The organism is Mycolicibacterium nivoides (genome assembly GCF_003855255.1).
Classification (GTDB): Bacteria; Actinomycetota; Actinomycetes; order Mycobacteriales; family Mycobacteriaceae; genus Mycobacterium; species Mycobacterium nivoides.
Window position 1 is genome coordinate 1,510,540 of the sequence record NZ_CP034072.1, and the last position, 26,272, is coordinate 1,536,811.

The 26,272-nt window shown below is 67.8% G+C and carries 23 protein-coding genes; 16 read left to right on the plus strand and 7 right to left on the minus strand.

Annotated features, from left to right (window positions below; all coding sequences use genetic code 11):
* The first annotated feature begins 40 nt into the window (after positions 1–40).
* Together rplT and EH231_RS07170 are read left to right on the plus strand one after the other, a co-directional pair.
* A complete protein-coding gene (gene rplT, locus EH231_RS07165; protein ID WP_003885175.1) occupies positions 41–430 on the plus strand; it encodes a 50S ribosomal protein L20 in 390 nt (129 codons plus the stop codon).
* 23 nt (positions 431–453) lie between these two features.
* Positions 454–1,200 (plus strand): TrmH family RNA methyltransferase, encoded by a 747-nt coding sequence (locus EH231_RS07170; protein ID WP_090430923.1) that lies wholly within the window; start codon positions 454–456, stop codon positions 1,198–1,200.
* A 119-nt stretch (positions 1,201–1,319) separates the two neighbouring features.
* Here EH231_RS07170 and EH231_RS07175 read toward each other — a convergent pair whose 3' ends face one another.
* From EH231_RS07175 to EH231_RS07190, 4 genes are read right to left on the minus strand one after another with little or no spacing between them, the layout of a single operon-like run.
* Positions 1,320–2,711 (minus strand): GntP family permease, encoded by a 1,392-nt coding sequence (locus tag EH231_RS07175; RefSeq protein ID WP_090430921.1) that lies wholly within the window; start codon positions 2,709–2,711, stop codon positions 1,320–1,322.
* A gap of 39 nt (positions 2,712–2,750) precedes the next feature.
* On the minus strand, positions 2,751–3,380 hold the full coding sequence (locus EH231_RS07180; RefSeq protein WP_090430919.1) for a bifunctional 4-hydroxy-2-oxoglutarate aldolase/2-dehydro-3-deoxy-phosphogluconate aldolase: 630 nt from the start codon (positions 3,378–3,380) through the stop codon (positions 2,751–2,753).
* Entirely contained in the window at positions 3,377–4,984 is a 1,608-nt protein-coding gene (locus EH231_RS07185; RefSeq protein WP_090430917.1) for an N-acyl-D-amino-acid deacylase family protein, read from the minus strand. The genes EH231_RS07180 and EH231_RS07185 overlap by 4 nt, the downstream gene beginning before the upstream one ends.
* A 7-nt stretch (positions 4,985–4,991) precedes the next feature.
* The gene (locus EH231_RS07190) at positions 4,992–6,299 is read right to left on the minus strand and encodes an amino acid deaminase (RefSeq protein ID WP_090432046.1); all 1,308 of its coding nucleotides are present in this window, start codon (positions 6,297–6,299) and stop codon (positions 4,992–4,994) included.
* A gap of 160 nt (positions 6,300–6,459) precedes the next feature.
* Here EH231_RS07190 and EH231_RS07195 point away from each other — a divergent pair, with 160 nt between their 5' ends.
* The 3 genes from EH231_RS07195 to EH231_RS07205 are packed head-to-tail and all read left to right on the plus strand — an operon-like array spanning position 6,460 to position 8,717.
* Positions 6,460–7,521: a sugar kinase gene (locus EH231_RS07195; protein WP_241177903.1), complete on the plus strand. Its 1,062-nt coding sequence runs from the start codon at positions 6,460–6,462 to the stop codon at positions 7,519–7,521.
* Positions 7,518–8,264 carry an IclR family transcriptional regulator gene (locus EH231_RS07200; RefSeq protein ID WP_124712153.1) on the plus strand — a complete coding sequence of 249 codons (747 nt, stop codon included), beginning with the start codon at positions 7,518–7,520 and terminating at the stop codon, positions 8,262–8,264. The genes EH231_RS07195 and EH231_RS07200 overlap by 4 nt, the downstream gene beginning before the upstream one ends.
* 48 nt (positions 8,265–8,312) lie before the next feature.
* Entirely contained in the window at positions 8,313–8,717 is a 405-nt protein-coding gene (locus tag EH231_RS07205; protein WP_090430915.1) for a RidA family protein, read from the plus strand.
* On the opposite strand, the gene EH231_RS07210 is transcribed toward EH231_RS07205, so the two are convergent.
* The gene (locus EH231_RS07210; RefSeq protein WP_124712154.1) at positions 8,714–9,946 is read right to left on the minus strand and encodes an acyl-CoA dehydrogenase family protein; all 1,233 of its coding nucleotides are present in this window, start codon (positions 9,944–9,946) and stop codon (positions 8,714–8,716) included. The genes EH231_RS07205 and EH231_RS07210 overlap by 4 nt on opposite strands.
* 27 nt (positions 9,947–9,973) lie before the next feature.
* Positions 9,974–10,993, minus strand: coding sequence for an oxygenase MpaB family protein (locus EH231_RS07215; protein WP_090430911.1), 1,020 nt, complete (start codon positions 10,991–10,993; stop codon positions 9,974–9,976).
* A 228-nt stretch (positions 10,994–11,221) separates the two neighbouring features.
* On the opposite strand from EH231_RS07215, the gene EH231_RS07220 reads away from it, so the two are divergent.
* From EH231_RS07220 to argH, 11 genes are all read left to right on the plus strand, one after another.
* Positions 11,222–12,109, plus strand: a complete 888-nt coding sequence (locus tag EH231_RS07220; protein WP_164480798.1) for an adenylate/guanylate cyclase domain-containing protein — start codon at positions 11,222–11,224, stop codon at positions 12,107–12,109.
* Positions 12,110–12,201: 92 nt separating this feature from the next.
* Positions 12,202–13,245, plus strand: coding sequence for a phenylalanine--tRNA ligase subunit alpha (gene pheS, locus EH231_RS07225; RefSeq protein WP_090430909.1), 1,044 nt, complete (start codon positions 12,202–12,204; stop codon positions 13,243–13,245).
* The gene (gene pheT / locus EH231_RS07230) at positions 13,245–15,758 is read left to right on the plus strand and encodes a phenylalanine--tRNA ligase subunit beta (protein WP_124712155.1); all 2,514 of its coding nucleotides are present in this window, start codon (positions 13,245–13,247) and stop codon (positions 15,756–15,758) included. The genes pheS and pheT overlap by 1 nt, the downstream gene beginning before the upstream one ends.
* Positions 15,759–15,883: 125 nt before the next feature.
* On the plus strand, positions 15,884–16,918 hold the full coding sequence (argC, locus tag EH231_RS07235) for an N-acetyl-gamma-glutamyl-phosphate reductase (RefSeq protein WP_090430906.1): 1,035 nt from the start codon (positions 15,884–15,886) through the stop codon (positions 16,916–16,918).
* Positions 16,915–18,156, plus strand: a complete 1,242-nt coding sequence (gene argJ / locus EH231_RS07240) for a bifunctional glutamate N-acetyltransferase/amino-acid acetyltransferase ArgJ (protein WP_090430904.1) — start codon at positions 16,915–16,917, stop codon at positions 18,154–18,156. The genes argC and argJ overlap by 4 nt, the downstream gene beginning before the upstream one ends.
* A complete protein-coding gene (gene argB, locus EH231_RS07245) occupies positions 18,153–19,031 on the plus strand; it encodes an acetylglutamate kinase (protein ID WP_090430902.1) in 879 nt (292 codons plus the stop codon). The genes argJ and argB overlap by 4 nt, the downstream gene beginning before the upstream one ends.
* Positions 19,028–20,203 (plus strand): acetylornithine transaminase, encoded by a 1,176-nt coding sequence (locus EH231_RS07250; RefSeq protein WP_090430901.1) that lies wholly within the window; start codon positions 19,028–19,030, stop codon positions 20,201–20,203. Before argB ends, EH231_RS07250 begins: the two co-directional genes overlap by 4 nt.
* Positions 20,200–21,132, plus strand: coding sequence for an ornithine carbamoyltransferase (argF, locus tag EH231_RS07255; RefSeq protein ID WP_124712156.1), 933 nt, complete (start codon positions 20,200–20,202; stop codon positions 21,130–21,132). Before EH231_RS07250 ends, argF begins: the two co-directional genes overlap by 4 nt.
* A complete protein-coding gene (locus EH231_RS07260) occupies positions 21,129–21,605 on the plus strand; it encodes an arginine repressor (RefSeq protein ID WP_044524087.1) in 477 nt (158 codons plus the stop codon). Before argF ends, EH231_RS07260 begins: the two co-directional genes overlap by 4 nt.
* A 23-nt stretch (positions 21,606–21,628) precedes the next feature.
* Positions 21,629–22,828 carry an argininosuccinate synthase gene (locus tag EH231_RS07265; protein ID WP_090430898.1) on the plus strand — a complete coding sequence of 400 codons (1,200 nt, stop codon included), beginning with the start codon at positions 21,629–21,631 and terminating at the stop codon, positions 22,826–22,828.
* 106 nt (positions 22,829–22,934) lie between these two features.
* Positions 22,935–24,362, plus strand: coding sequence for an argininosuccinate lyase (gene argH, locus EH231_RS07270; RefSeq protein WP_090432038.1), 1,428 nt, complete (start codon positions 22,935–22,937; stop codon positions 24,360–24,362).
* Here the strand turns inward: argH and EH231_RS07275 are convergent.
* On the minus strand, positions 24,359–26,146 hold the full coding sequence (locus tag EH231_RS07275) for an ABC-F family ATP-binding cassette domain-containing protein (protein ID WP_124712157.1): 1,788 nt from the start codon (positions 26,144–26,146) through the stop codon (positions 24,359–24,361). The genes argH and EH231_RS07275 overlap by 4 nt on opposite strands.
* Between the last annotated feature and the right edge of the window lie 126 nt (positions 26,147–26,272).

Here is a 26,272-nt window from a genome sequence, read left to right on the forward strand (position 1 = left end):
ATCTGCCGCTCCCCGTACCGAACGAGAATAGGAACATCCCATGGCACGCGTGAAGCGCGCACTCAACGCCCAGAAGAAGCGGCGTACCGTACTCAAGGCCTCGAAGGGCTACCGGGGCCAGCGGTCCCGCCTGTACCGCAAGGCCAAGGAACAGCAGCTGCATTCGCTGACCTACGCCTACCGGGACCGCCGGGCTCGCAAGGGTGAGTTCCGCAAGCTGTGGATCTCGCGTATCAACGCCGCGGCCCGCGCCAACGACATCACCTACAACCGCCTGATCCAGGGCCTCAAGGCCGCAGGCGTCGAGGTCGACCGCAAGAACCTGGCCGAGATCGCCGTCAGCGATGCCGCCGCGTTCACCGCGCTGGTCGAGGTCGCCAAGGCCGCCCTGCCCGAGGACGTCAACGCGCCCTCCGGAGAGGCCGCCTGACGCTCACCGAGCGTTCTGCCCGGGTGGCAGCTGCGGTCAAACTGCAGCGCCACATCGGGCGCCGCCGCGCCGCACGCTTCCTTGCCGAGGGTCCCAACCTCGTCGAGGCCGCGTTGCGGCGCGGACTTGTTTCCGAGGTGTTCGCGACCGAGGCCGCACTCGACCGCTTCGGTGCGCTGCTCGCCGATGCGCCGGTGCAGCTGGTCACCGAGCGTGCGGCGAAAGCCCTGTCGGACACCGTGACCCCGGTCGGTCTGGTGGCGGTGTGCCGACTGCCGGAGGTCTCACTCGATGAGGTTCTGGCCACCGCGCCCCGGTTGATCGCGGTACCCGTGCAGATATCAGAGCCGGGCAACGCCGGTACGTTGATCCGCGCTGCCGACGCGATGGGCGCCGACGCCGTGGTGCTGGCCGGCAACAGCGTCGACCCGTACAACAGCAAGTGCCTGCGCGCGTCGGCCGGCAGCATCTTCTCGGTGCCGGTGATCAGCGAGCCCGACGAGGCCGCCACCGTTGCACGGTTGCAGGCCGCGGGGTTGCAGGTGCTGGCCACCACGATCGACGGCGAGGCCAACCTCGACCACATCGATCTGACGCCGCCCACGGCCTGGCTGTTCGGCCCCGAAGCCCACGGCCTGCCAACCGAATTGGCCGCGGCCGCCGATCACCGGGTGCACATTCCGATGCCCGGGCATTCCGAAAGTCTCAACATCGCCTCGGCGGCGTCGATCTGCCTGTATCAGAGCGCTCGCGCCCACCGCGCCGGCTAGGTCCGGCCGCGTTCTCCGCCACAGCGCTTCACACGTGGAGCCGGACGGTTCGCGGTGATACACCGTGACGAGATCTACGCCGAGCACATCGACCCGTTGGTGGCCGAACACCGTGCGGGTCAGACCACCAGCCAGATCAGCCCCGCCATGGCGAACCCGACCACCGACAAGATGGTCTCCAGCACTGTCCATGTCTTGAGGGTGTCCTTCACCGACATGTTGAAATACCGTGACACGATCCAGAATCCGCCGTCGTTGACGTGGCTGGCGACGATGGAGCCGGCGGACACCGCGACCACGATCAGGGCGATCTGAGCCGGGCTGTAGTTCCCGGCGGCGATGGACGATTCGATGATGCCAGCCGTCGTCACGATCGCCACCGTCGCCGAGCCCTGCGCGATCCGTAGCGCACAGCTGATCAGGTAGGCCGACAGGATCACCGGCAGGCCGATGGCGGTCATGGAGTCGGCGAGCGCGGTGCCGATTCCGGTGGCGCGCAACACCGCACCGAAGAACGCACCGGCGCCGACCACCAGCAGGATCATGCCGACCGGCCGCAGGGACGCCGCGCTGATCTTGCCGAGCTCCGTGGCGGAGATGCCCCGGCGGATTCCCAAGAGGTAGAGCGCGAGCAGCACCGCGATGGTCAATGCGACGGCCGGGGTACCGACGAGGGTCAGGATCGACAGCAGGCGGCCGCCGTCGAGCATGACGTCGGCGATGGTGGCGGCGAGGATCAGTGCCATGGGGGCCAGGATGATGAACGCGATGAGCCCGATCGACGGGGGATTGGCGGTGTCGGCCTCGTCCTCCTCCGGGATGAACTCGTCGGGCACTTCGACCTGGACCCGTTTCCCGATCCACGAGCCCCACGCCACGCCGCTGACGAACCAGGCGGGGATACCGCAGGCCAGGCCCATGATGATGAGCCAGCCCAGGCTGACGTGCAGCAGGCCGGCGGCAGCGACCGGACCAGGGTGCGGCGGGAGGAAGGCGTGCGTCATCGACAGGCCGGCAAGCATCGGCATCGCATACATCACCAGCGATTTACCGCCGCGCTTGGCCGCCACGTACACCAACGGAGCCAGGATGAAGATGCCGATGTCGAAGAAGATCGGGATACCGAGCACGACGCCGGTGATGCCCATGGCGAGCGGAGCGCCCTTGGGGCCGAACAGGTTCAGCAACCGGGTGGTCAGCGCGTCGGCACCGCCGGACCTCTCGAGCATCGCTCCGAGTACGGTGCCGAGCCCGATGATCACGGTGATGTGACCGAGGATGCTGCCGAAACCCTTCTCCAACAACGAATCCGATGCTTTCGCCGGGGTCCCGACCAGGTCGGTGACGGGGATCCCCGCGATCAGTGCGACCGCGATGCCGACCACGATCAGTGCGATGAACGGTTCGAGTTTGAGCTTGATGATCAACAACAGGAGCATCGCGATGGACACCGCGGCCAGCGTCAACAGGCCGGCCGTGTCATGTTGCAGCCAGTGCACGAACGAGGTCATGGATCCTCCGGGACGGGGACTCGGGTGGTGGGGCCGGCTTCAGTGGGACAGCGCGGCGACGAAACTGCGTGCCCGGCCGGTGATTTCGTCCCAGTTTCCGGCGGCGACATGGGCCGGTGAGACCACGCCGGTTCCCGCGCACACAGCGAGGGCGCCCGCGTCCAGATAGGACCGGGCATTGCCCTCGTTGATCCCGCCGGACGGTAGCAACTCGACGTCCGGGTACGGCCCGCGCAGGTCGGACAGGTACTTGGGGCCCACGCTGCCGGCCGGGAAGATCTTCACGGCCGCGGATCCGAGATCGACCGCCTGTGCGACCTCGGTGGGGGTGAGGGCACCGAGGAACACCGGCACCGAATTGGCGGTCGCGACCTCGGCGACCTCGGGGCGCAGGCCGGGGGTGACCAGGAACCGTGCGCCGGCGTCGATGGCGGCGCGGGCCTGATCGGCGGTCATCACGGTGCCGACGCCCAGCATGATCCCTGCCTCGGACACCGATTCGGCGCAGGACCTCAGGTGGTCCAGTACCCCGGGGGTGGTGAAGGTCAGCTCGACCGTGCGGATACCGCCCTCCGCGATCGCGTGGCACAGATCAGCCGCGTCGGGAATGGTCTCGGCGCGGACCACGCTGAGCACGCGATCCGACCGCAACACGTCGAGCGCTGTCATTGCACACCTCCATCCATGCCGCGTCGCAGCGACCGTCCAGCTGTCACCCCGGTGAGCTCGCCGTCATCGAGTGCGAACTGTCCGCGCACCAGGACATGGGTGAATCCCGTTGCAGCCGTGCGGGGTCGGTCGTATGTGGCGGTATCGGCCACCGTATCCGGATCGAACAGCACCAGATCGGCCGCGAAACCGGGACGGATGAATCCACGGTCGGTCAGCCGCAGCCGGGTCGCCGCCCGTCCGCTGAGGTGGCCCACGCATTCCTCCAGCGAGAACAATCCGAGGTCGCGGCAGTAGTGCCCCAGGTACCGCGCGAAGGTTCCCCAGCCGCGGGGGTGCGGCTTCGACCCGATCAGCAACCCGTCACTGCCCCCGGTGTGCCGCGGGTGCCGCATGATCGCCTGCACGTTCTCCTCGTGCCCGACATGCTGCAGGATCCCGCTCCCGAGTTCGTCGCGTAGCAGGATGTCGATGCAGACATCGAACGCATCGCGGTCCTCTGCCGCGGCGATCTGTGCGATGGTGCGGCCCACGTAGTGATCCAGCTCGTCATGGTTGACTCCGCTGATCTCGATGGTGTCCCACTCGGCGATCACGCCGTGACAGCCGTCGGAGCCACTGACCTCCAGATGTTCGCGGATACGGGCCAGCGCGGCGGGATCGGTCAGCCGGGCGATCGTCTCTTCGGTGCTGCCCGCCGACGCCCAGCTGGGCAGGATCGCCGACAGCGTGGTTGCTCCGGGCAGGTAGGGGTACGTGTCGAGGCTGATGTCGGCACCGGCGGCGGTGGCCGCCTCGAGCAGGGTCAGAAGTTCGGGCGCCCTTCCCTTGTTCGGGCCGAAGTTGAGCGTGGCGTGAGCCAGGTGCAGTGCGCACCCGGATCTTTCGGCAAGCTCGACCATCTCGGCGTAGGCCTCCATCGCGCCGGCACCGTAGGACCGGTGGTGTGGGGAGAAGTAGCCGCCGTAGGACGCCACCGTCCGGCACAGCGCGAGAAGTTCGTCGTTGTCGGCGTACATGCCCGGCGTGTAGGTCAATCCGGCCGACAATCCGACGGCGCCTTCGGTCATGGCCTGGGCCACGATGGTCTGCATCTGCGCGATCTGTTCGGCAGTGGCGGGAATGTCATCCCAGCCGACGACCAGTGCGCGCACCACGCCGTGTGGGATGAGATAGGCCACGTTGGTGGCGATTCCGCGATCGAGACGGTCCAGATACTCCGCCACCGACCGCCAGTCGAAGTCGAAGTCGATCGGGTCGGTGTTCCAACCGGCGATCTTGCGGCGGAGGACGGCGAGCACCTCGGAGGTCACCGGTGCATACGACAGCCCGTCCTGCCCGAGTACCTCGGTGGTGACGCCCTGGGTGATACGTGACGGATGCACCGGGTTGAGCAGGATCTGCAGATCCGAATGTGCGTGCATGTCGATGAACCCGGGCGCGAGTACCAGTCCGGCGGCGTCGATCACGCGGTCGGCGGCCGGTGAATCACCGGGATCGGTGATGATGGCGGCGATGCGCTCATCATCGATCAGCACATCGGCGGCATACCGAGCGGACTCGGTGCCGTCGATGACGGTGGCGGAGCGGATCAACGTGCGCATCACAGGCTCAGAAGTAGGTGCGGATCAGGTCGACGACGACGGGATCCGTCTCGTTCTGCGCCACGACGGGGATCCATCGCCACTTGTCGAAAGCGGTACAGGGGTGGGAAAGTCCCAGTCGCACAACGTCGCCCACGCGGATATCGGAGTCGGTCGGGATGGTGAGGAAGGCGTGCTGGTCGTTGACGGCCACGATCTCCGCATTCGTGAGCGGACGTGCGGGTGCGCCGAGCTGGGAGGCGACCAGTTGGGGCGTGGGCAACCCCTCGTCGAATGGGACATCCCGCTTCCCGGCGTCCAGCAGTGCCAGCCGGGGTTCGGGGCGTGACACCACCCGCGCCCAGGTGTGCATGGCCGAGCGCAGCCGGTAGTTCTCACCGCCGCGGCCGAACGGCGTGATCCCGGTGTAGAAGCCGTCGTCGTGGATGATGTAGGCCCCGGCACGGACCACGACGTGTGTGCGGCCGCCGGCCAGCGGGGCCAGGACTTCTGCCACGAGATCGAAATAGGCACTGCCACCGGCGGTTACGTACACATCGGCCTCGGCAGGGTAGTGGCCCTCGGTTTCGATGAGCCGGTGCAGCCGAGCCATTTCCTCCAGGTAGTGCCGAACGCGGGACAGTGACGCCTCGGACGCGTCGTGCGCCAGCGATCCCTCGTAGCCGCACACCCCGGCAAGGCGCAGATTGGCGGAGGCCGCTATCCGTGCGGCCACCGCCGCAGCCTCGTCGACCGAGCGGGCTCCGGTCCGCCCACCGACCTCGCCGAGTTCGACCAGTACCGCAATCGGCCGGGCCACCCGGGTGTCGGACAGTGCCGCGTCCATCGCATCGACCGTGGCTGCCGAGTCCGCCCAGGTGAGTACCTCAAGATCGGGCCGGGCGGCCATCTCGCCGGCCAGCCAGCGCAGCGCGGCCGGGTCGACCAGTGCATTGGCGAGCAGGATGCGCCGAACGCCGAAGTTCACCGCGACGCGGACCTGGCTCGGCGTGGCAAGGGTGATACCCCATGCGCCGCTGCGCAATTGACGGTCCCACAGCACCGGCGACATGGTGGTCTTCCCGTGCGGTGCCAGTTCGACCCCGTGAGCTGTGCACCAGGCCGCCATGGCGGCCACATTGTCTTCGATGGCCGAATCGTCCAGTGTCATCACCGGTGTGGTGAAAGCCGACAGGCGGGGCCGGGTGGCCAGGAACTCCGCGGTGGTGAGGCCGTCGGCCTCGACCGGAAGGGCCTTGTCCAATTCCGACAGGCGCTCGGCGCGGAGGGCGTCCCACGCCCGACTGTCCGGCGTGGGCTCGCCTCGCGTCGTCATGCCGATCGTGTCCTCCATGGTGATTCGGGTGCGTCGAGAGCATCAGAACGGTGTGAGCTGCTGCGTTGCACCTGTTGCAATCAGGGTTGCATTTTATGGTGTGACCTGTTTAACATGACACACAACACCGCGTCAATCGTCTCGATCCCGAAGGACAGCAGTGCCCGAATTGCCCACAGACCCCGTCGGCGGAGTCGCCTGCCTCGGCGAACCGCTGGTCCTGGCTGGTGCGGACACCGAACTGCACCTGGCCGGTGCTCAGGCTGAACTGCACCTGGCCGGTGCTCAGGCTGAACTGCACCTGGCCGGTGCGGAAGCCAACGTCGCGGCCGGACTCGTCGCCTGGGGCATCCCCGCCTCCTTCGTCGGCCGGCTGGGCGACGACGAGCACGGCGCACTGATCAGATCCGAACTGATCGAACGCGGCGTCGACATCTCCGCGGTCGAGATCGACCCGACCCGGCCCACCGGGTACTACTCGAAAGTGACCGCACCCGACGAGGTGGGGGAGCCGCGCAGTGTCAGCAGATACAGCAGGGCAGGCTCGGCGGCCTCCGCGATGGAACCCGGATTCCTGGACTCGGAGGCGGTCCTATCCGCATTCGGGCGCGCATCGGTCGTGCACTGCAGCGGCATCACACCCGCCCTGTCCGATACCTGCCGGTCCATGATGCGCCGGTTGCTGACGGACCGGCCGGGCATCACCGGGCTGGTGAGCTTCGATGTCAACTGGCGCGAACAGCTCTGGCCCGACGGTGATCCGGCCGAGGTGATCGCCCTGGCCAACCTGGCCGACATCGTGCTGGTGGGCGCCGACGAGGCGATCCGGGTCGCGGGCACCGACGATCCGGTTGCGTTGCGTCGCATCCTGCCGAATCCGGAGACATTGGTCATCAAGGATGGTGCGGAGCAGGCGATCGCGGTGGATCGGACCGGCGAGGTGATCGTCGTCCCGGCGCTGCGCGTCGATGTGGTCGAGCCGGTGGGCGCGGGCGATGCCTTCGCGGCGGGATTCCTCAGCGGCGTTGTGCTGGATGAGGATCCGGAATCATGCCTGCGGCGCGGCCACATCGGAGCCGCCGTCACCCTGACCGTCGTAGCGGATTCGGCGCCGCCACCGCCCGACGCGTCGATCGAACATCTGCTCATCTGCACGGACGGAGAGTGGGCCGCGACGAGGGTCAGCGAGGTCGGATTCTTCGTGTGCGGGAGCAGGCGGTGAGCCAGAGCGTCGCACGGGCGTTGCATCTGTTGATTCAGCTGGGCAACGGTCCGGCCAGCCTGGACGAGCTCGCAGCCGCCACCGATGTGCACAAGACCACCGTGATGAGGCTGCTGCGCACATTGTCCGACGAGCGGTTCACGTTCCGCGACAACAACAATCGCTATCACCTCGGATCAAGGGTCTTCGAACTCGCCGCCCACGGCACCGATCAGCGGGAGATCCGTCAGATCGCCTCGCGTCATCTCGTCGAGTTCAACCGCGAATACGGCCGCACCACCCACCTCGCCGCCATGGAAGGCGGCGACATCGTGTATATCGACAAGCTCGAATCACACGATCAGATCCGGATGTACTCGCGCATCGGCCTGACCGCCAACCTCAACTCCACGGCCGTCGCCAAGGTGATCCTCGCCGACCTGCCCGATGCCGAACTGCGGCGGATCGTCGCGACCATGGACTTCACCCGGCGCACGGCCAACACCATCACGACGCCCGAGGCGTACCTGCGAGAGATCGAGACCGTGCGGGTTCAGGGCTGGGCGCACGACCGCGAAGAGAACGAGCCGTCGATCAATTGCGTGGGCTCACCGATCCGCGGTGCGAGCGGCCGTGTCGTCGCGGCGGTTTCGGTGTCGGTGCCCGACGTCGTGCTCCCGTTCGAACAGGTCCTTGAACTTCTGCCGCCGTTGCAGGCGGTGTGTGAACGCATCTCTGCCGAATGCGGCTATCGGCCCTCGTAACTCGACCGGAAATCATCGAAAAACACCGAAAGCAGAGGAGATTCCACCGTGTCCGATTCCCAGGTCATCCGTACCGATGACGCACCGGCGCCGGCCCACACCTTCAGCCAGGGCATCCGTAAGGGCGGACTCCTGCAGGTGTCGGGCCAGGGTCCGATGGACCCCGCCACCAACACCTACATCGGTGAGGGTGATGTGCGGACGCAGACCCGTCGCACGCTGGAGAACGTCAAGGCGATCCTGGCGGCGGGCGGCGCCGGTGTCGACGATGTCCTGATGTTCCGGGTCTACCTCACCAAGCGCGAAGACTTCGCGGCCATGAATGACGTGTACGGCGAGTTCATCGCCGAGAACGTCAAGTCCGACCAGCTTCCATGCCGGACAACGGTATTCGTCGACCTCCCGCACGAGGTCATGCTGGTGGAGATCGACGCGCTGGCCGCCGTGGGCTAACTGAGCAGACCGCGTGCCACGTGGGTGATCTGCACCTCGTTGCTGCCGGCGTAGATCATCAACGACTTGGCATCGCGGGCCAACTGCTCCACCCGGTACTCGGTCATGTAGCCGTTGCCGCCGAACAGCTGCACTGCCTCCATGGCGACGTCGGTGGCGGCCTGCGAGCAGTACCACTTGATCGCAGAGGCCTCGGCGAGGGAGATCGGCACCCCCTTCTCGCCGGATTCGATGACCCGGAACAGCATGTTGCGCACATTCATCCGGGCCACTTCCATGTTGGCCAGTTTGAGCTGGATCAGCTGGAACTGGCTGATCTCCTGGCCCCACAGGGTGCGTGTCTTGGCGTAGTCGACGCTCAACCGCAGGCATTCCTCGATCACGCCGAGTGCCATCGCGGCCACCCCGATGCGTTCGGCCGAGAAGTTGGACCGGGCGCTGGCCCGGCCTTCGTCTGGCCCGTCGGTTCCTTCGGTCTCGCCGAGCAGCCGATCGCGGCCCAGTCGGACGTTGTTGAAGAACAGTTCACCGGTGCGCGAGGAGTGGATGCCCATCTTGCGGAACGGCTTCGACTGCTCGAAGCCCTCCATGCCGCGATCGAGCACAAAGGTCAGCACCTTGCGATTGCGCTTGTCCGCACCATCACCCTCATCGAGCTTGGCGTAGACCACCACGACGTCGGCGTCGGGCCCGTTGGTGATGAAGGTCTTCTGTCCGTTGAGGATGTAGTCGTCCCCGTCACGGGTGACATAGGACTTCATGCCGCCGAACGCGTCCGATCCCGAATCGGGCTCGGTGATCGCCCACGCACCGATCTTCTCGTAGGTCACCAACCCGGGCAGCCAGCGTTCCTGCTGGGCCAGCGTGCCGCGGCTCTGGATGGTCGACACGGTCAGGCCCAGGCTGACGCCCAGCCCGGTGACCAGACCCATCGATACCCGGCACAGCTCGCTGATCACGACGAAACCCATGCCCGGCGACCCGCCGCCGAACATCCCGCTGCGGGCGCCGGACGACTTGCTCTCACCGCTGCGCAGCTTCGCCAGCCGCTTGTCCAGCGACTCCTTGGCGAGGGCATCAATGCCGAACGTGGCGAACAGCTTTCGCACGATCGGATACGGCTCCATGTCGCCGCTCTCGAGCTCATCGAGGTGGGGCCGGATTTCCTTGTCCACGAACTCGCGTACGGCGTCCCGGACAGCTATGTCGACATCAGACCAATCAAGCATCTCGACAGCTTAGACACGTGTCAAAAGTCAGGCCGCGGGGCGTCGGGCCGGGCGTAGCGCCGGTAGTGAGAATGTGGTGTGTACCAGGGCTCCGGCGCGGTCCAGCAGTGTTTTGCGCCGCGACACGTAATGCATGGGAAGCCCTCGCCGGTCGCGGGGCGGGTCCATGAAGCTCGGTGCTTCCACCAGCGGGCCGTCGACCGGCAGCTTGCCGGCCGCGCGGCGGTAGGCCGACAGGGCGCGCGGGTGCAGCCTGATCTCGTCGGGGACCGCGACGAATGCCAGTTCGACCATCTTGCCGAATACCCGCAGCAGAACTTCGTCACCGGGGGTCCAGCGCATTCCGGCCTTCTCCCGCACCGCCGGGTCGAACAGACCGGCTGCGATCCAGCGCTGCGCCCCGACGAGGGGTCTGAACAGCTGGTCCCACACCGGCGTCGGCATCAACACGAACCACGGCTTGGGGATCCGGATGGTGAAGATGTCGAGGGTGGCCCGGTTGATCTCGAGCTCGTCGCGGCACTTGGCGTCCCAGTACTCCTGAAACTCCTCCCAGTCCTTGGGGACTGGCCTCATGCTCATGCCGTACATGCGATACCACTGCACGTGCTCGTCGAACAGTTGACGCTTCTCGGCCTCGGTGAGGCCGCCGCAGAAATACTCCGCGGTCTTGATGATCAGCATGAAGAAGGTGGCGTGTGCCCAGTAGAACGTCTCCGGGTTCAGCGCGTGATAGCGCCGGCCCTGGCCGTCGACACCCTTGATGGTGGTGTGGAACCCCTTGATCTGCGCGCCGGTGTCCGGCGCGCGGTCGCCGTCGTAGACCACGCCCATGATCGGGTACACCGACCGTGCCACGCGCTGCAGCGGCTCTCGCAACAGGATCGAATGTTCCTCGACACCGGCGCCGAGTTCGGGATACATGTTCTGGATCGCGCCGATCCAGACGCCCAGCATCCCGGTGCGCAGGTCGCCGAAGTACTTCCAGGTGAGCGAATCCGGGCCGAGGGGATCGTGCTCGCCGGCGATGGTGGTTCGTGTGGTCATTGCGTCCTCGTTGACTCGTCATGACGTGAATCACAGCTGGACTCAACGATAGTATTGACAACGCACGTTGTCTACGACGCCGCGGCGCGTCGCCGCGCACTGTTATTCGGTGGGTATCGTGGCGCCACAGCGCTGTGACCAGCCGGGTTTGCCGGCGCCGGAGAAGTGTGGGCAAACCCGCTCGTGGCGTGATTGCCGCCCGGTCCGCGCGCCACCTACTCTTGCGCTGTGGATGGCGAGCCGTTCGATGACCCGTCCGGCCGAGTCGGGGATGTCGAGCAGGCGCCGCAGCAGCGCGCGGTTCGGGCACCCGGGTTGCCGGGTCCGCTGGGGTGGGTGCAGCGCACCAACCGCAGCCCGGCCGTCATCGATCTGGTCCGGCGGGTCCGTCGGGCGCTGCCCGGGGATCCGGATTTCGGTGACCGCCTCTCGGTTTCGGGAGAAGGCGGTCCCCGGGCGGCCGCGCGGGTGGCTGACCGCCTGCTGGACCGTGACGCCGCCTCGCGTGAGGTCAGTTTGGGGGCATTGCAGGTCTGGCAGGCGCTGACCGAACGTGTCTCGGGAACTCCGGCCAATCCCGAGGTGACCCTGGTGTTCACCGACCTGGTCGGTTTCAGTTCGTGGTCTCTGCGCTCCGGTGACGACGCCACATTGCGGTTGCTGCGGCGGGTGGCGCAGGTGATCGAGCCCCCGGTGCTGGAAGCCGGCGGTCACATCGTCAAACGCATGGGCGACGGCATGATGGCGGTGTTCTCCGATCCGGGTACCGCCCTGAGGGCGATGCTCGTCGCGCTCGACGGTGTGAAGGGCATCGACATGGACGGCTACGCGCCGCGCATGCGGGTCGGTATCCACACCGGGCGTCCACAGCGCATCGGGTCGGACTGGCTCGGGGTCGACGTCAACATCACGGCCCGGGTGATGGAGCGAGCCGCCAACGGCGGGCTCGTTGTGTCCCACACCACGCTGGAGGGCATCTCCGAAGAGGAGCTGGCCGAACTCGGGGTCAGTGTCAAACGTCAACGACGGCAGATGTTCTCGACCAAGCCGGAAGGCGTGCCCGACGATCTGGTGATGTACCGGGTGAAGACGTCAGGGCCGTTGCCGGCTCCCTGAGCGCTGCCGGAGTGCCCGATCAGCGTGGCCGGTGAGGTAGCTGAGGGTAAAGGCGTTCGAGGTGTGACTCGCCGATCGCCTATGATCGCCGGGTGGCTGAGCAGCCCAGTGATCTCTCAGAAGAAGCCCTGACCAAAGCCGTCAGTGCGGCCCGGCATGCCTTTGAGCTGGCCGGTGACCTTGATGCGTTGGCGCGCGCCAAGACCGAGCATCTCGGTGATCGTGCACCGATCGCCCTGGCCCGCCAGGCGTTGGCGACGCTGCCGAAGGCCGACCGCGCCGACGCCGGCAAACGTGTCAACGTCGCCCGCGGCGAGGCCCAGCGTGCGTATGACGAGCGGTTGGCGGCGCTGCGCGCCGAGCGCGACGCCGCGGTGCTGGTCGCCGAACGCATCGACGTGACGCTGCCCTCGACGCGCCAGCCGCTGGGCGCCCGGCACCCGATCACGATCCTGGCCGAGAACGTCGCCGACACCTTCGTCGCGATGGGCTGGGAGCTGGCCGAGGGGCCTGAGGTCGAGACCGAGCAGTTCAACTTCGACGCCCTGAACTTCCCGCCCGATCACCCGGCCCGCAGCGAGCAGGACACCTTCCAGATCGCCCCCGATGGGTCGCGGCAGGTGCTGCGCACCCATACCTCGCCGGTGCAGATCCGGGCGCTGCTGGAACGCGAGCTGCCGGTCTACGTCGTCTCGATCGGGCGGACCTTCCGTACCGATGAACTCGATTCCACCCACACCCCGGTGTTCCACCAGGTGGAGGGGCTGGCGGTGGACAAGGGCCTGACGATGGCGAACCTTCGGGGCACGCTGGATGCGTTCGCGCGGTCCCAGTTCGGGCCGGAGGGACGCACCCGGTTCCGTCCGCACTTCTTCCCGTTCACCGAGCCGTCGGCCGAGGTGGACATCTGGTTCCCCGGTAAGAAGGGCGGCCCCGGCTGGGTCGAATGGGGCGGCTGCGGCATGGTCAACCCGAATGTGTTGCGCGCCTGCGGTATCGACCCCGACGTCTACTCCGGATTTGCCTTCGGCATGGGATTGGAGCGAACCCTGCAGTTCCGCAACGGAATTCCTGACATGCGCGACATGGTCGAGGGTGATGTCCGGTTCTCGCTGCCGTTCGGAGTCGGTGCCTGATGCGGATTCCGTTCAGCTGGCTGCGTGAGGCCGTTCGTGCCGGCGCGCCCGATTGGGATGCGTCGGTCGAGGAACTCGAGCAGACGTTCATCCGCATCGGACACGAGGTCGAGGAGATCATCCCGATCGGACCGGTGAGCGGACCGTTGACCGTCGGCCGGGTCGCCGAGATCGAGGAACTCACCGAGTTCAAGAAACCGATCCGGGCCTGCAAGGTCGATGTCGGTGTCCAGAATGTCGACGGCGAGCCTCGCGACATCGTGTGCGGGGCGACGAATTTCGCGGTCGGCGACTTGGTCGTGGTGGCGCTGCCGGGAACCGTGCTGCCGGGCGACTTCACCATCGCCACGCGCAAGACCTACGGCCGGGTTTCCGACGGCATGATCTGCTCGGCATCGGAAATGAACCTCGGTGTCGACCAGTCGGGCATCCTCGTGCTGCCCGCGGGCACCGCCGAACCGGGTACCCCGGCCGCCGAGCTCCTCGGCCTGGATGACGTGGTGTTCCACCTGGCGATCACGCCGGATCGCGGTTACTGCCTGTCGGTGCGCGGCCTGGCCCGCGAGATCGCGTGTGCCCACGATCTGGACTTCGTCGATCCGGCCGACGTGGCGCCGCTGCCCGCCGAAGGCGAGGCCTGGCCGCTGACCGTGGAGCCCGGAACAGGCGTGCAGCGCTTCGGGTTACGCCCCGTCACGGGCATCGATCCGGCTGCCGTGTCACCGTGGTGGATGCAGCGACGGCTGATGCTCAGCGGCATCCGCGCCATCTCTCCGGCCGTCGATGTGACCAACTACGTGATGCTCGAACTCGGCCACCCGATGCATGCCCACGACAGCAGCCTGATCACCGGCGGCCTCGCGGTGCGTTTCGCCCGTGACGGCGAAAAGGTGGTCACGCTCGACGATGTCGAGCGCACGTTGAACTCCGCCGACGTACTGATCGTCGACGACGTCGCGACCGCCGCGATCGGCGGGGTGATGGGCGCGGGCACCACCGAGGTGCGCGATACCACCACCGACGTGCTGCTGGAAGCCGCGGTGTGGGATCCGGCAGCGGTATCGCGTACCCAGCGCCGTCTGCACCTGGCCAGTGAGGCGGGGCGCCGTTACGAGCGGTCGGTAGACCCGGCCATTTCGGTTGCCGCACTGGATCGTTGCGCGACCCTGCTGGCCGAGATCGCCGGCGGTACCGTCGCGCCGACGCTCACCGACTGGCGCGCGGACGGGCGCACCGACTGGTCCCAACCGGCCATCGAGATCCCGGCCGACCTGCCCGACCGCACCGCGGGCGTCGAATATGCCGCGGGCACCACGGCACGCCGGCTCACCCAGATCGGCGCCGTTGTAGCTGAAGCCGCTGGTTCCGCTTCGTTGACCGTCATTCCGCCGAGCTGGCGGCCCGACATGCGTCAGCGCGCCGACCTCGTGGAGGAAGTGCTGCGGCTGGAGGGGCTGGAGTCGATCCCGTCGGTTCTGCCCACGGCACCGGCCGGACGTGGCCTGACCGCGGTCCAGAAGCGTCGCCGCGCGATCGGAAAGTCGCTGGCGCTGGCTGGATTCGTCGAGGTCCTGCCCACGCCGTTCCTGCCCGCCGGGGTGTTCGATGCGTGGGGTCTGGCCGCCGACGACCCGCGCCGCAACGCCATCAAGGTGCTCAACCCGCTGGAAGCCGACCGTCCGCAGCTGGCCACCACGCTGCTGCCCGGATTGCTGGAAGCATTGGGCCGCAACGTATCCCGTGGCGCCGCCGATGTCGCACTGTTCGCGATCCAGCAGGTGGTGCATCCCACGGCCGAGACCCGCTCCGTCGAGCGCATCCCGAACGACCGCAGGCCCACCGACGAGGAGATCGCCGGGCTGGACGCTTCGTTGCCGCATCAGCCGCAGCACGTCGCGGCGGTACTCGCCGGGCTGCGCGAGCCTGCCGGGCCGTGGGGTCCGGGTCGGCCGGTCGAGGCCGCCGATGCGTTCGAGGCGGTACGGGTGATCGGCCGGGCTGCCGGAGTGGAGTTCACCCTGCGCGCCGCCCAGGAGTTGCCGTGGCATCCGGGGCGCTGTGCCGAGGTAGTGATCGGCGACCCCGGAAAAGAGATAGTGGTGGGCTACGCAGGCCAGCTGCATCCGGCGGTCGTCGAGCGGACCGGCCTGCCCAAGGGCTCCTGCGCCGTCGAGCTCGACCTCGATGCCGTGCCGATCGTCGAGGTGTTGCCCGCGCCGTCGGTGTCACCGTTCCCGGCGGTGTTCCAGGACATCAGCGTGGTGGTGGACACTGAGGTCGCTTCGGCTGCAGTTGTTGCTGCCGTCCGCGACGGGGCCGGCGAGCTGCTGGAGGACGTCCGGCTGTTCGACGTCTACACCGGTCCGCAGATCGGGGAGGGCCGCAAGTCCCTGACCCTGGCATTGCGGTTCCGGGCTGCTGACCGGACCCTCACCGAGGGCGAGGCCAGTGCCGCCCGCGACGCCGCTGTCGCGGTGGCCGGCGAGCGTGTCGGAGCTGTCCTGCGCGGCTGAGTTTTGAGCGTGAACGTGGGGGCTGTGCACGCATTTGTGGGGTTTTGCGTGCACAGCCCCCACGCTCGACTTTCGCGCCGATTAATGAATTTGCATCTGCATGCATAACAATGCAGAATTGCCGCATGACTTCGATAGCGGTAGCCGGTGCCAGCGGCTACGCCGGCGGAGAGATCCTGCGGTTGCTGCTCGGGCATCCGGCCTACTCTGACGGCCGGTTGACCATCGGGGCGTTGACCGCGGCCTCCAGTGCCGGGACGACGATGGCCGAGCATCATCCGCACCTGTTGCCGTTGGCCTCGCGTGTTCTGGAGCCCACCGACGCCGAGGTGCTGGCCGGCCATGACGTGGTGTTCCTCGGGCTGCCGCACGGTCATTCCGCGGCGCTGGCCGAGCAGCTCGGTCCCGACACTCTGATCATCGATTGCGGTGCCGACTTCCGGCTGACCGACGCCGCCGATTGGGAGAAGTTCTACGGTTCGGCGCACGCCGGCAGCTGGCCCTACGGGCTGCCCGAGCTGCCGGGCGCCCGGGACCGGCTCAAAGGCACCAAGCGCATCGCGGTGCCGGGCTGTTATCCGACCGCCGCGCTGCTGGCTCTGCTGCCCGCGGTGGCCGCCGACCTCGTCGAACCGGCCGTCACGGTCGTCGCCGTCAGCGGCACCTCGGGTGCGGGCAAGTCCGCCAAGGTGGACCTGCTGGGCTCCGAGGTGATCGGCTCGGCTCGCGCCTACAACATCGCCGGTAAGCACCGGCACACCCCGGAGATCGCCCAGGGCCTGCGGTCGGTGACCGACAAGGACGTCACCGTCTCGTTCACCCCGGTGCTGATCCCCACCTCCCGGGGGATCCTGGCCACCTGCACCGCCCGCACCGAGGCATCGGAGGCCGAGGTCCGGGCCGCCTACGAAAAGGCTTACGGCGCGGAGCCGTTCATCCACCTGCTGCCCGAGGGGCAGCTGCCCAAGACCGGGTCGGTGATCGGCAGCAATGCCGCGCAGCTCGCGGTCGCCGTCGATGAGCAGGCGAAGACACTGGTGGCCATCGCCGCCATCGACAACCTCACCAAGGGCACCGGGGGCGCCGCGGTGCAGTCGATGAACCTGGCGCTGGGCTGGCCCGAAACCGAAGGACTTTCGATCGTGGGAGTGGCACCTTGACCGAGTCGACGCAAACCGGGACCGCGCAGACCGCCAAGCTGGTCCGCACCCAGGGTGTCACCGCTCCGGCCGGCTTCCGGGCCGCCGGAATCGCCGCCGGTATCAAGGCATCCGGCGCGCCGGACCTGGCCCTGGTCTTCAACGAGGGGCCGGACTACGCCGCGGCGGGGGTATTCACCCGCAACAAGATCAAGGCCGCCCCGGTGCAGTGGTCGCAGCAGGTGCTGACCACCGGTCGGCTGCGTGCGGTGGTGCTGAACTCGGGAGGCGCCAACGCGTGCACCGGCCCGCTGGGTTTCCAGGACACCCACGCCACCGCCGAGGCCGTGGCCACCGCGCTGAGCGACTGGGGCACCGAGACCGGTGCCATCGAGGTCGCGGTGTGCTCGACGGGCCTGATCGGTGACCGGTTGCCGATGGACAAGGTGCTGGCCGGGGTCACCGAGATCGTGCACGAGATCGCAGGCGGGCTGACCGGCGGAGACGACGCCGCGCGGGCCATCATGACCACCGACACCGTGCCGAAACAGGTTGCGCTGCACCATTCGGCGGAGTCGGGGGAGAACTGGACCCTCGGCGGGATGGCCAAGGGTGCCGGCATGCTGGCACCGTCCCTGGCCACCATGCTGGTGGTGTTGACCACCGACGCCGTCGCGGACGCTGCGGCGCTGGACACCGCGCTCAAGCGGGCCGCGGCACTGACCTTCGACCGGCTCGATGTCGACGGCAGCTGCTCGACCAACGACACCGTGCTGCTGCTGGCATCGGGCGCCAGCGAGATCGCCCCGAGCCAGGACGATCTCAACGAGGCCGTGCTGCGGGTCTGCGACGACCTGTGCGCCCAGCTGCAGGCCGACGCCGAAGGTGTCACCAAGCGCGTCGTCATCACCGTGACCGGCGCCGACACCGAGGACGACGCGCTGGTCGCGGCACGTGTCATCGCCCGCGACAGCCTGGTCAAGACCGCACTGTTCGGCTCCGACCCCAACTGGGGCCGGGTCCTGGCCGCGGTCGGGATCGCCCCGGTCAAGCTGGATCCGGAACGGATCAGCGTGTCGTTCAACGGTTCTCCGGTGTGCATCGACGGTGCCGGTGCTCCGGGTGCCCGCGAGGTCGACCTGTCCGGTGAAGACATCATCGTCGTCGTGGACCTGGGAGTGGGAGGCAACAGTGCTTCCATCAGGACCACCGATCTGTCGCACGCCTACGTCGAAGAGAACTCGGCCTACAGCTCATGAGCCAAGCCATCGAGCGCGGCGTCAAGGCCCAGGTGCTCGCCTCGGCGCTGCCGTGGCTCAAGCAACTGCACGGCAAGATCGTCGTCGTCAAGTACGGCGGCAACGCGATGACCGACGACACCCTCAAGGCGGCCTTCGCCGCCGACATGGTGTTTCTGCGCAACTGCGGCATCCATCCGGTGGTGGTGCACGGCGGCGGGCCGCAGATCAGCGCGATGCTCAAGAAGCTCGGCATCCCAGGCGATTTCAAGGGCGGCTTCCGGGTGACCACCCCGGAGGTCCTCGATGTGGCGCGCATGGTGCTGTTCGGTCAGGTGGGCCGCGAGCTGGTCAACCTGATCAACGCCCACGGCCCCTACGCGGTGGGCCTCACCGGTGAGGACGCGCACCTGTTCACCGCGGTGCGGCGCAGCGTCACCGTGGACGGCGTGGCAACCGACATCGGGCTGGTCGGCGACGTCGAACATGTCAACGCCGATTCGTTGCTGGATCTCATTGCCGCGGGCCGGATTCCGGTGGTCTCCACCATCGGGCCCGATGCCGACGGCGTGGTGCACAACATCAATGCCGACACCGCGGCCGCGGCCCTGGCCGAGGCTTTGGGCGCCGAGAAGCTGGTCATGCTCACCGATGTGGAGGGCCTCTACACCGATTGGCCCGACCGCTCGTCGCTGGTCACCGAGATCGACACGGCTGCACTGACGCAACTGCTGCCGACACTCGAGTCGGGCATGGTGCCCAAGATCGAAGCATGCCTGCGGGCGGTGGCCGGCGGGGTGCCGAGCGCGCACGTGATCGACGGCCGCGTCGAACACTGCGTGCTGGTCGAGCTTTTCACCGATGAAGGAACTGGAACCAAGGTGGTATCGGCATGACCCTCCAGGACCGCTGGGAAGCGGTGATGATGAACAACTACGGCACCCCGCCGTTGGCACTGGCCAGCGGTGACGGCGTCGTGGTGACCGACACCGACGGCAAGTCCTATCTGGACCTGCTCGGCGGTATCGCGGTCAACCTGCTCGGCCACCGCCACCCGGCCGTGATCGAGGCCGTCACCACCCAGCTCAACACGCTGGGACACACGTCGAACCTGTACGCCACCGAGCCGGGCATAGCACTGGCCGAGGCGCTGGTGGGGCATCTGGGAACCCAGGCGCGGGTGTTCTTCTGCAACTCGGGCACCGAGGCCAACGAGGTCGCCTTCAAGATCACCCGGCTCACCGGCAAGACGAACATCGTCGCCGCCCAAGGCGCCTTCCACGGCCGCACGATGGGGTCGCTGGCACTGACCGGCCAGCCGACCAAGCAGGCACCGTTCGAGCCGTTGCCGGGCAACGTCACCCATGTGCCCTACGGCGACGTGGAAGCCCTTGCCGCGGCGGTCGATTCGGACACCGCCGCGGTATTCCTCGAACCGATCATGGGGGAGGGCGGCGTCGTCGTCCCGCCCGCCGGATACTTGGCTGCCGCCCGGGACATCACCACAAAGAACGGCGCGCTACTCGTTCTCGACGAGGTGCAGACCGGAGTGGGGCGTACCGGTGCGTTCTACGCCCATCAGCACGACGGCATCACCCCCGACGTGGTGACCCTGGCCAAGGGGCTCGGCGGCGGACTGCCGATCGGTGCCTGCCTGGCCATCGGGGCGGCCGGTGATCTGCTCACCCCGGGCCTGCACGGCAGCACCTTCGGTGGCAACCCGGTGTGTACCGCGGCCGCGCTGGGCGTGCTCAAGGCGCTGGCCGACGGGGACCTGATCGCACGGGCAGGGGTGCTCGGCAAGACCCTGAGCCACGGCATCGAGGAGCTGGGCCATCCGCTCGTCGATCACGTACGCGGCAAGGGTCTGCTGCAAGGTGTGGTGCTGACCGCACCGAGCGCCAAGGCCGTCGAGGCCGCGGCGCGTGACGCCGGCTTCCTGGTCAACGCCGCGGCTGCCGACGTCGTCCGGCTGGCGCCGCCCCTGATCATCACCGAACCGCAGATCGAGACCTTCCTGTCCGCTCTGCCCGCCGTTCTCGATACCGCTGTGGAGGCTGACTCATGACCCGGCATTTCCTGCGCGACGACGATCTGTCGCCCGATGAGCAGGCCGAGGTGCTCGCCCTGGCGGCCGAGCTGAAGAAGGCGCCGTTCTCGCGGCGCCCGCTCGAGGGTCCGCGCGGCGTCGCGGTGATCTTCGAGAAGAACTCGACTCGCACGCGGTTCTCGTTCGAGATGGGCATCGCCCAGCTCGGCGGCCATGCCGTGGTGGTCGACGGACGCAGCACCCAGCTGGGCCGCGAGGAAACCCTCGAGGACACCGGCGCGGTGCTGTCCCGCTACGTCGATGCCATCGTGTGGCGGACCTTCGCCCAGGAGCGGCTGACGGCCATGGCAAGTGGTGCCTCCGTCCCGATTGTCAATGCGCTGTCCGACGAGTTCCACCCCTGCCAGGTGCTGGCCGATCTGCAGACGCTGGCCGAGCGCCGGGGAGGCGCGGAGGGCCTCAAAGGGTTGAAGTTGACGTACCTGGGCGACGGTGCCAACAACATGGCGCACTCGCTGATGCTGGGCGGGGTCACCGCGGGCATCCACGTCACGATCGCCGCGCCTGCCGGTTTCGAACCGGATCCGCATTTCGTCGACGCCGCCAAGCGCCGTGCGGCCGAGACCGGGGCGACGGTCTCACTCACCGACGACGCGAGGGCCGGGTCCGACGGAGCCGACGTGCTCGTCACCGACACCTGGACCTCGATGGGGCAGGAGAACGACGGCCTCGACCGGGTGCGGCCATTCCGTCCGTTCCAGGTCAACGCCGAGCTTCTCAAGCTCGCCGACCCGGCAGCCATTGTGCTGCACTGCCTTCCGGCGCACCGTGGGCACGAGATCACCGACGAGGTGATCGACGGCCCGCAGAGCGCGGTGTTCGACGAGGCCGAGAACCGGCTGCACGCCCAGAAGGCTCTGCTGGTCTGGTTGCTGGAGAACAGGTGAGTGCACCGACGCGCGCCGGCCGTCAGGCCCGCATCATCGCCCTGCTGTCGTCCAGGCAGGTGAGCAGCCAGACCGAACTGGCGGCACTGCTGGGCCAGGAGGGCATCGAGGTCACCCAGGCGACGTTGTCGCGGGACCTGGAGGAACTCGGCGCGGTGAAACTGCGCGGCGCCGACGGCGGTGTCGGCGTCTATGTGGTGCCCGAGGACGGCAGCCCGGTGCGGGGTGTGTCCGGTGGCACCGAGCGGTTGACCCGCTTGTTGGGGGAGTTGCTGGTATCGACCGATGCCAGCGCTAACCTTGCCGTGCTGCGCACCCCGCCCGGGGCCGCGCATTACCTGGCCAGCGCGATCGATCGCGCCGCCCTGCCGTATGTGGTCGGCACCATCGCCGGTGACGACACCATCCTGATGGTGGCGCGCGAACCGATGACCGGGGCCGAACTTGCCAACACCATCGAAAACTTGAAGTAGAGCTCAGAACAAGGAGATTGCTCATGTCCGAACGCGTCATCCTGGCGTATTCCGGAGGTCTGGACACCTCGGTCGCGATCAGCTGGATCGGCAAGGAGACCGGTAAAGAGGTCGTCGCCGTCGCCATCGATCTCGGTCAGGGCGGCGAGGACATGGACGTCATACGCCAGCGTGCCCTGGACTGCGGTGCGGTCGAGGCGGTCGTGGTCGACGCCCGTGACGAGTTCGCCGACGAATACTGCCTGCCGACCATCAAGGCGAACGCGCTCTACATGGATCGCTACCCGCTGGTGTCGGCCATCAGCCGTCCCCTGATCGTCAAGCACCTGGTGGATGCGGCGCGCAGCCACGGTGGCACCGTCGTCGCGCACGGCTGCACCGGCAAGGGCAACGACCAGGTGCGGTTCGAGGTCGGGTTCGCCTCGCTGGCACCGGAACTGGACGTCATCGCACCGGTCCGCGACTACGCCTGGACCCGCGAGAAGGCCATCGCGTTCGCCGAGGAGAATGCGATCCCGATCAACGTCACCAAGCGCTCGCCGTTCTCTATCGACCAGAACGTGTGGGGCCGCGCGGTGGAGACCGGGTTCCTCGAGGATCTGTGGAACGCGCCGACCAAGGACGTCTACGACTACACCCAGGACCCGACGGTCAACTTCAACGCCCCCGATGAGCTGATCATCAGCTTCGACAAGGGCCGCCCCGTGGCGATCGACGGCCGTCCGCTCAGCGTGCTGGAGATCATCCAGGAGCTCAACACCCGGGCCGGCGCCCAGGGCGTGGGCCGCCTCGACGTGGTCGAGGACCGGCTGGTCGGCATCAAGAGCCGCGAGATCTACGAGGCACCGGGCGCGATGGTGCTGATCACCGCGCACACCGAGCTCGAGCACGTGACGCTTGAGCGCGAGCTGGGCCGGTACAAGCGCGGCGTCGACCAGAAGTGGGGCGAGCTCACTTACGACGGCCTGTGGTTCAGCCCGCTGAAGCGCTCGTTGGAGGCGTTCGTCGAGCACACACAGCAGCACGTGTCCGGCGACATCCGGCTGGTTCTGCACGCCGGGGCCATCATCGTCAATGGCCGCCGTTCCGGTGAATCGCTGTACGACTTCAACCTCGCCACCTACGACGAGGGCGACAGCTTCGACCAGAGCGCGGCCAAGGGCTTCGTGCAGCTGCACGGCTTGAGCTCCAAGATCTCGGCCAAGCGCGACCTGGGCCTCTAACTTCGCACCGCGAGTAACTTCGCACCGCGAGCGACCGTGTCTGTACGGCGACACGCCGCATTGGATGTACACCCACGGTCGCTCGCGCGGCAGGAAGCTGGATGAGATGAGCAGCAACGACGGAACCACCAACGAGGGCTCGCTGTGGGGCGGCCGGTTCGCCGACGGTCCCTCGGCCGCCCTTGCGGCCCTGAGCAAGTCGACCCACTTCGACTGGGTGCTGGCGCCGTATGACGTCACGGCGTCCAAGGCCCATGCCCGGGTCCTGCACCGGGCCGGTCTGCTCACCGATGAGCAGCGCGACGGGTTGCTCGCGGGCCTGGACAGCCTGGGTTCCGATGTCGCCGACGGCAGTTTCGAGCCGCTGGTCACCGACGAGGATGTGCACGGAGCGCTGGAGCGCGGCCTGATCGACCGGGTCGGGCCCGATCTGGGTGGCCGGCTGCGGGCCGGACGCTCCCGCAACGACCAGGTCGCCACGCTGTTCCGGATGTGGCTGCGCGACGCCGTCCGCCGCGTCGCCGACGGCGTGCTCGAGGTGGTCAACGCGCTGGCGGTGCAGGCCGCGGCGCATCCGACGGCGATCATGCCCGGCAAGACCCATCTGCAGGCCGCCCAGCCGATCCTGCTCGCGCACCATCTTCTGGCGCATGCCCATCCGCTGTTGCGCAACGTCGACCGGCTCGCCGATTTCGACGACCGCACCGCGGTCTCGCCCTACGGCTCGGGGGCGCTGGCCGGCTCGTCACTCGGTCTGGATCCCGACGCGATCGCCGCGGATCTCGGATTCGCTTCGGCGGCAGACAATTCCGTCGACGCCACCGCGGCGCGGGACTTCGCCGCCGAGGCGGCGTTCATCTTCGCCCAGATCGGGGTGGATCTGTCCCGGCTCGCCGAGGACATCATCCTGTGGAGCACAACCGAATTCGGCTACGTCACGCTTCACGACTCCTGGTCGACCGGCAGCTCGATCATGCCGCAGAAGAAGAATCCGGACATCGCCGAGCTGGCCCGCGGCAAGTCCGGGCGGCTGATCGGCAACCTCACCGGTCTGCTGGCCACGCTCAAGGCGCAGCCCCTGGCCTACAACCGGGACCTGCAGGAGGACAAGGAACCGGTCTTCGATTCGGTGGCGCAGCTGGAGCTGCTCCTGCCTGCGATGGCCGGACTGGTCGGCACGCTGACCTTCGACGAGGCCCGGATGGCCGCGCTGGCGCCGGCTGGTTACACGCTGGCCACCGACATCGCCGAATGGCTGGTGCGCCAGGGTGTTCCGTTCCGCGTCGCCCATGAGGCCGCGGGCGCCGCGGTGCAGACCGCCGAGGGTCGCGGTGTCGGGCTCGACGAGCTCACCGATGACGAGTTCGCCGCGATCAACCCCGCGCTCACCGCCCAGGTGCGTGAGGTGCTGACCGTCGAGGGTTCGGTGAACGCGCGCAGCGCACGCGGCGGCACCGCGCCGGTGCAGGTCGCCAAGCAGCTCGGGACGGTGCGGAACACCATGGAAGAGTTGCGGATCCGGCTGCGCCCTTAGCCGATCTGCTCGCCGAGTTCGAACCAGCGTTCCTCGACCTCGGTGACTTCGTCCTCAAGCGCGCGGATGGCGGCCACCTTGGCCGCGAGTCCCTCGAAATCTGACTGGTCGTGGTCCGCCATCGCCGTTCGGGAGCGGTCGATCTGTTGCTGCAGTTTCTCCAGCCGGCGTTCGAGGGCGGACACTTCCTTCTGCGCTGCCCGTAAGTCGGCGCCGGACAGTCCCTCCGCTGCAGTGCCGGCGGCCGGTGCCGCGCCGGTCGCCGACGCATGCGCGGCGCGCAACCGCAGGTACTCGTCCACCCCGCCCGGCAGATGCCGCAGACGTCCGCCGAGGATGCCGTACTGCTGGTCGGTGACGCGCTCCAGAAAATACCGGTCGTGGCTCACCACGATCAGCGTGCCGGGCCACGAATCGAGCAGATCCTCCATGGCTGAGAGCATGTCGGTGTCCAGGTCGTTGGTCGGCTCGTCGAGGATCAGCACGTTGGGCTGCGCGAGCAGGATCAACAGCAGTTGCAGGCGACGTTGCTGCCCGCCGGAGAGGTCCTTGACCGGTGTCGACAACTGGGCGCTGGAGAACCCGAGGCGCTCCAGCAACTGTCCGGGCGTGAGTTCCTGGGCCTTTGATCCGGTGCCGAACACATACGTGGTGCGCAGATTGGCGAGTACCACCCGCACGGGGTCGCCGAGGTGGGGCGCAAGCTCGTCCACGCTCTGTCTGAGGGTCGCCACCTGCAGCGTCTTACCGTGTTTGACCCGGCCGGCGGTCGGTTGCACCGAACCGTCGATGAGACCCAGCAGCGTCGATTTTCCGGCGCCGTTGACGCCGAGGATCCCGGTGCGCTCGCCTGGGGCGATCCGCCACTCGACCTCGTGCAGCACCTCGCGGTCGCCGTAGCTCACCGACACATCCAGCAGGTCGACGACCTGCTTGCCCAGCCGTGACACCGCGAGGGACTGCAGTGCGACCTTGTCCCTGATCTCCGGTACGTCGGCGATCAGGGCGTTGGCCGCGTCGATGCGGAATTTGGGTTTGGACGTGCGAGCCGGGGCGCCGCGGCGCAGCCAGGCCAGTTCCTTGCGGGCCAGGTTCTGCCTGCGTGCCTCGATCGTGGCCGCCTGCCGGTCGCGTTCCACGCGCTGCAGGATGTAGGCGGCGTAGCCGCCGTCGAACGGTTCGACGATGCGGTCGTGCACTTCCCATGTGGTCGTACAGACCTCGTCGAGAAACCAGCGGTCGTGCGTCACCACCAGGAGCCCACCGGACGACGCGGACCAGCGCTTCTTGAGGTGCTCGGCGAGCCAGGTGATGGCCTCCACGTCGAGGTGGTTGGTCGGCTCGTCAAGCGCCAGCACGTCGTGATCCCCGGCCAGCAGCTTGGCCAGAGCGACCCGGCGCCGCTGTCCGCCCGACAGCGTGCGGAGCTCTGCGTCCCAAGGCAAGTCGCCGAGCAGGCCGGAAATGACGTCGCGCCCCCGGGGGTCGCCGGCCCATTCGTGTTCGGGCACATCGCCGACCACGGCGTGGCCGACGGTGTCGGCGTCGTCGAGGGTGTCGGCCTGATCGAGTACGCCGACCCGCACGCCACCGCGCACGGTGACCCGTCCGGAATCGGGTTCGAGGCGACCGGCCAGCATGGCCAGCAGGCTGGATTTGCCGTCACCGTTGCGGCCGACGATGCCGATCCGGTCGCCTTCGCTGACGCCGACGGTGACCGAGTCGAACACCACCCCGGCGGGGTATTCCAGATGCAGGGTTTCGCCCCCGAGCAGGTGTGCCATCGCCGCCGACCCTATCTGCCGGTGGCCGTGACAGTGGCATCGCATGGGGCCACTGTCGACGTCCGGGTGATCAAGTCGGTGATCGGTTGCTGTTGTGCCATGATGACCTCGTCAATCGGGGGTCGG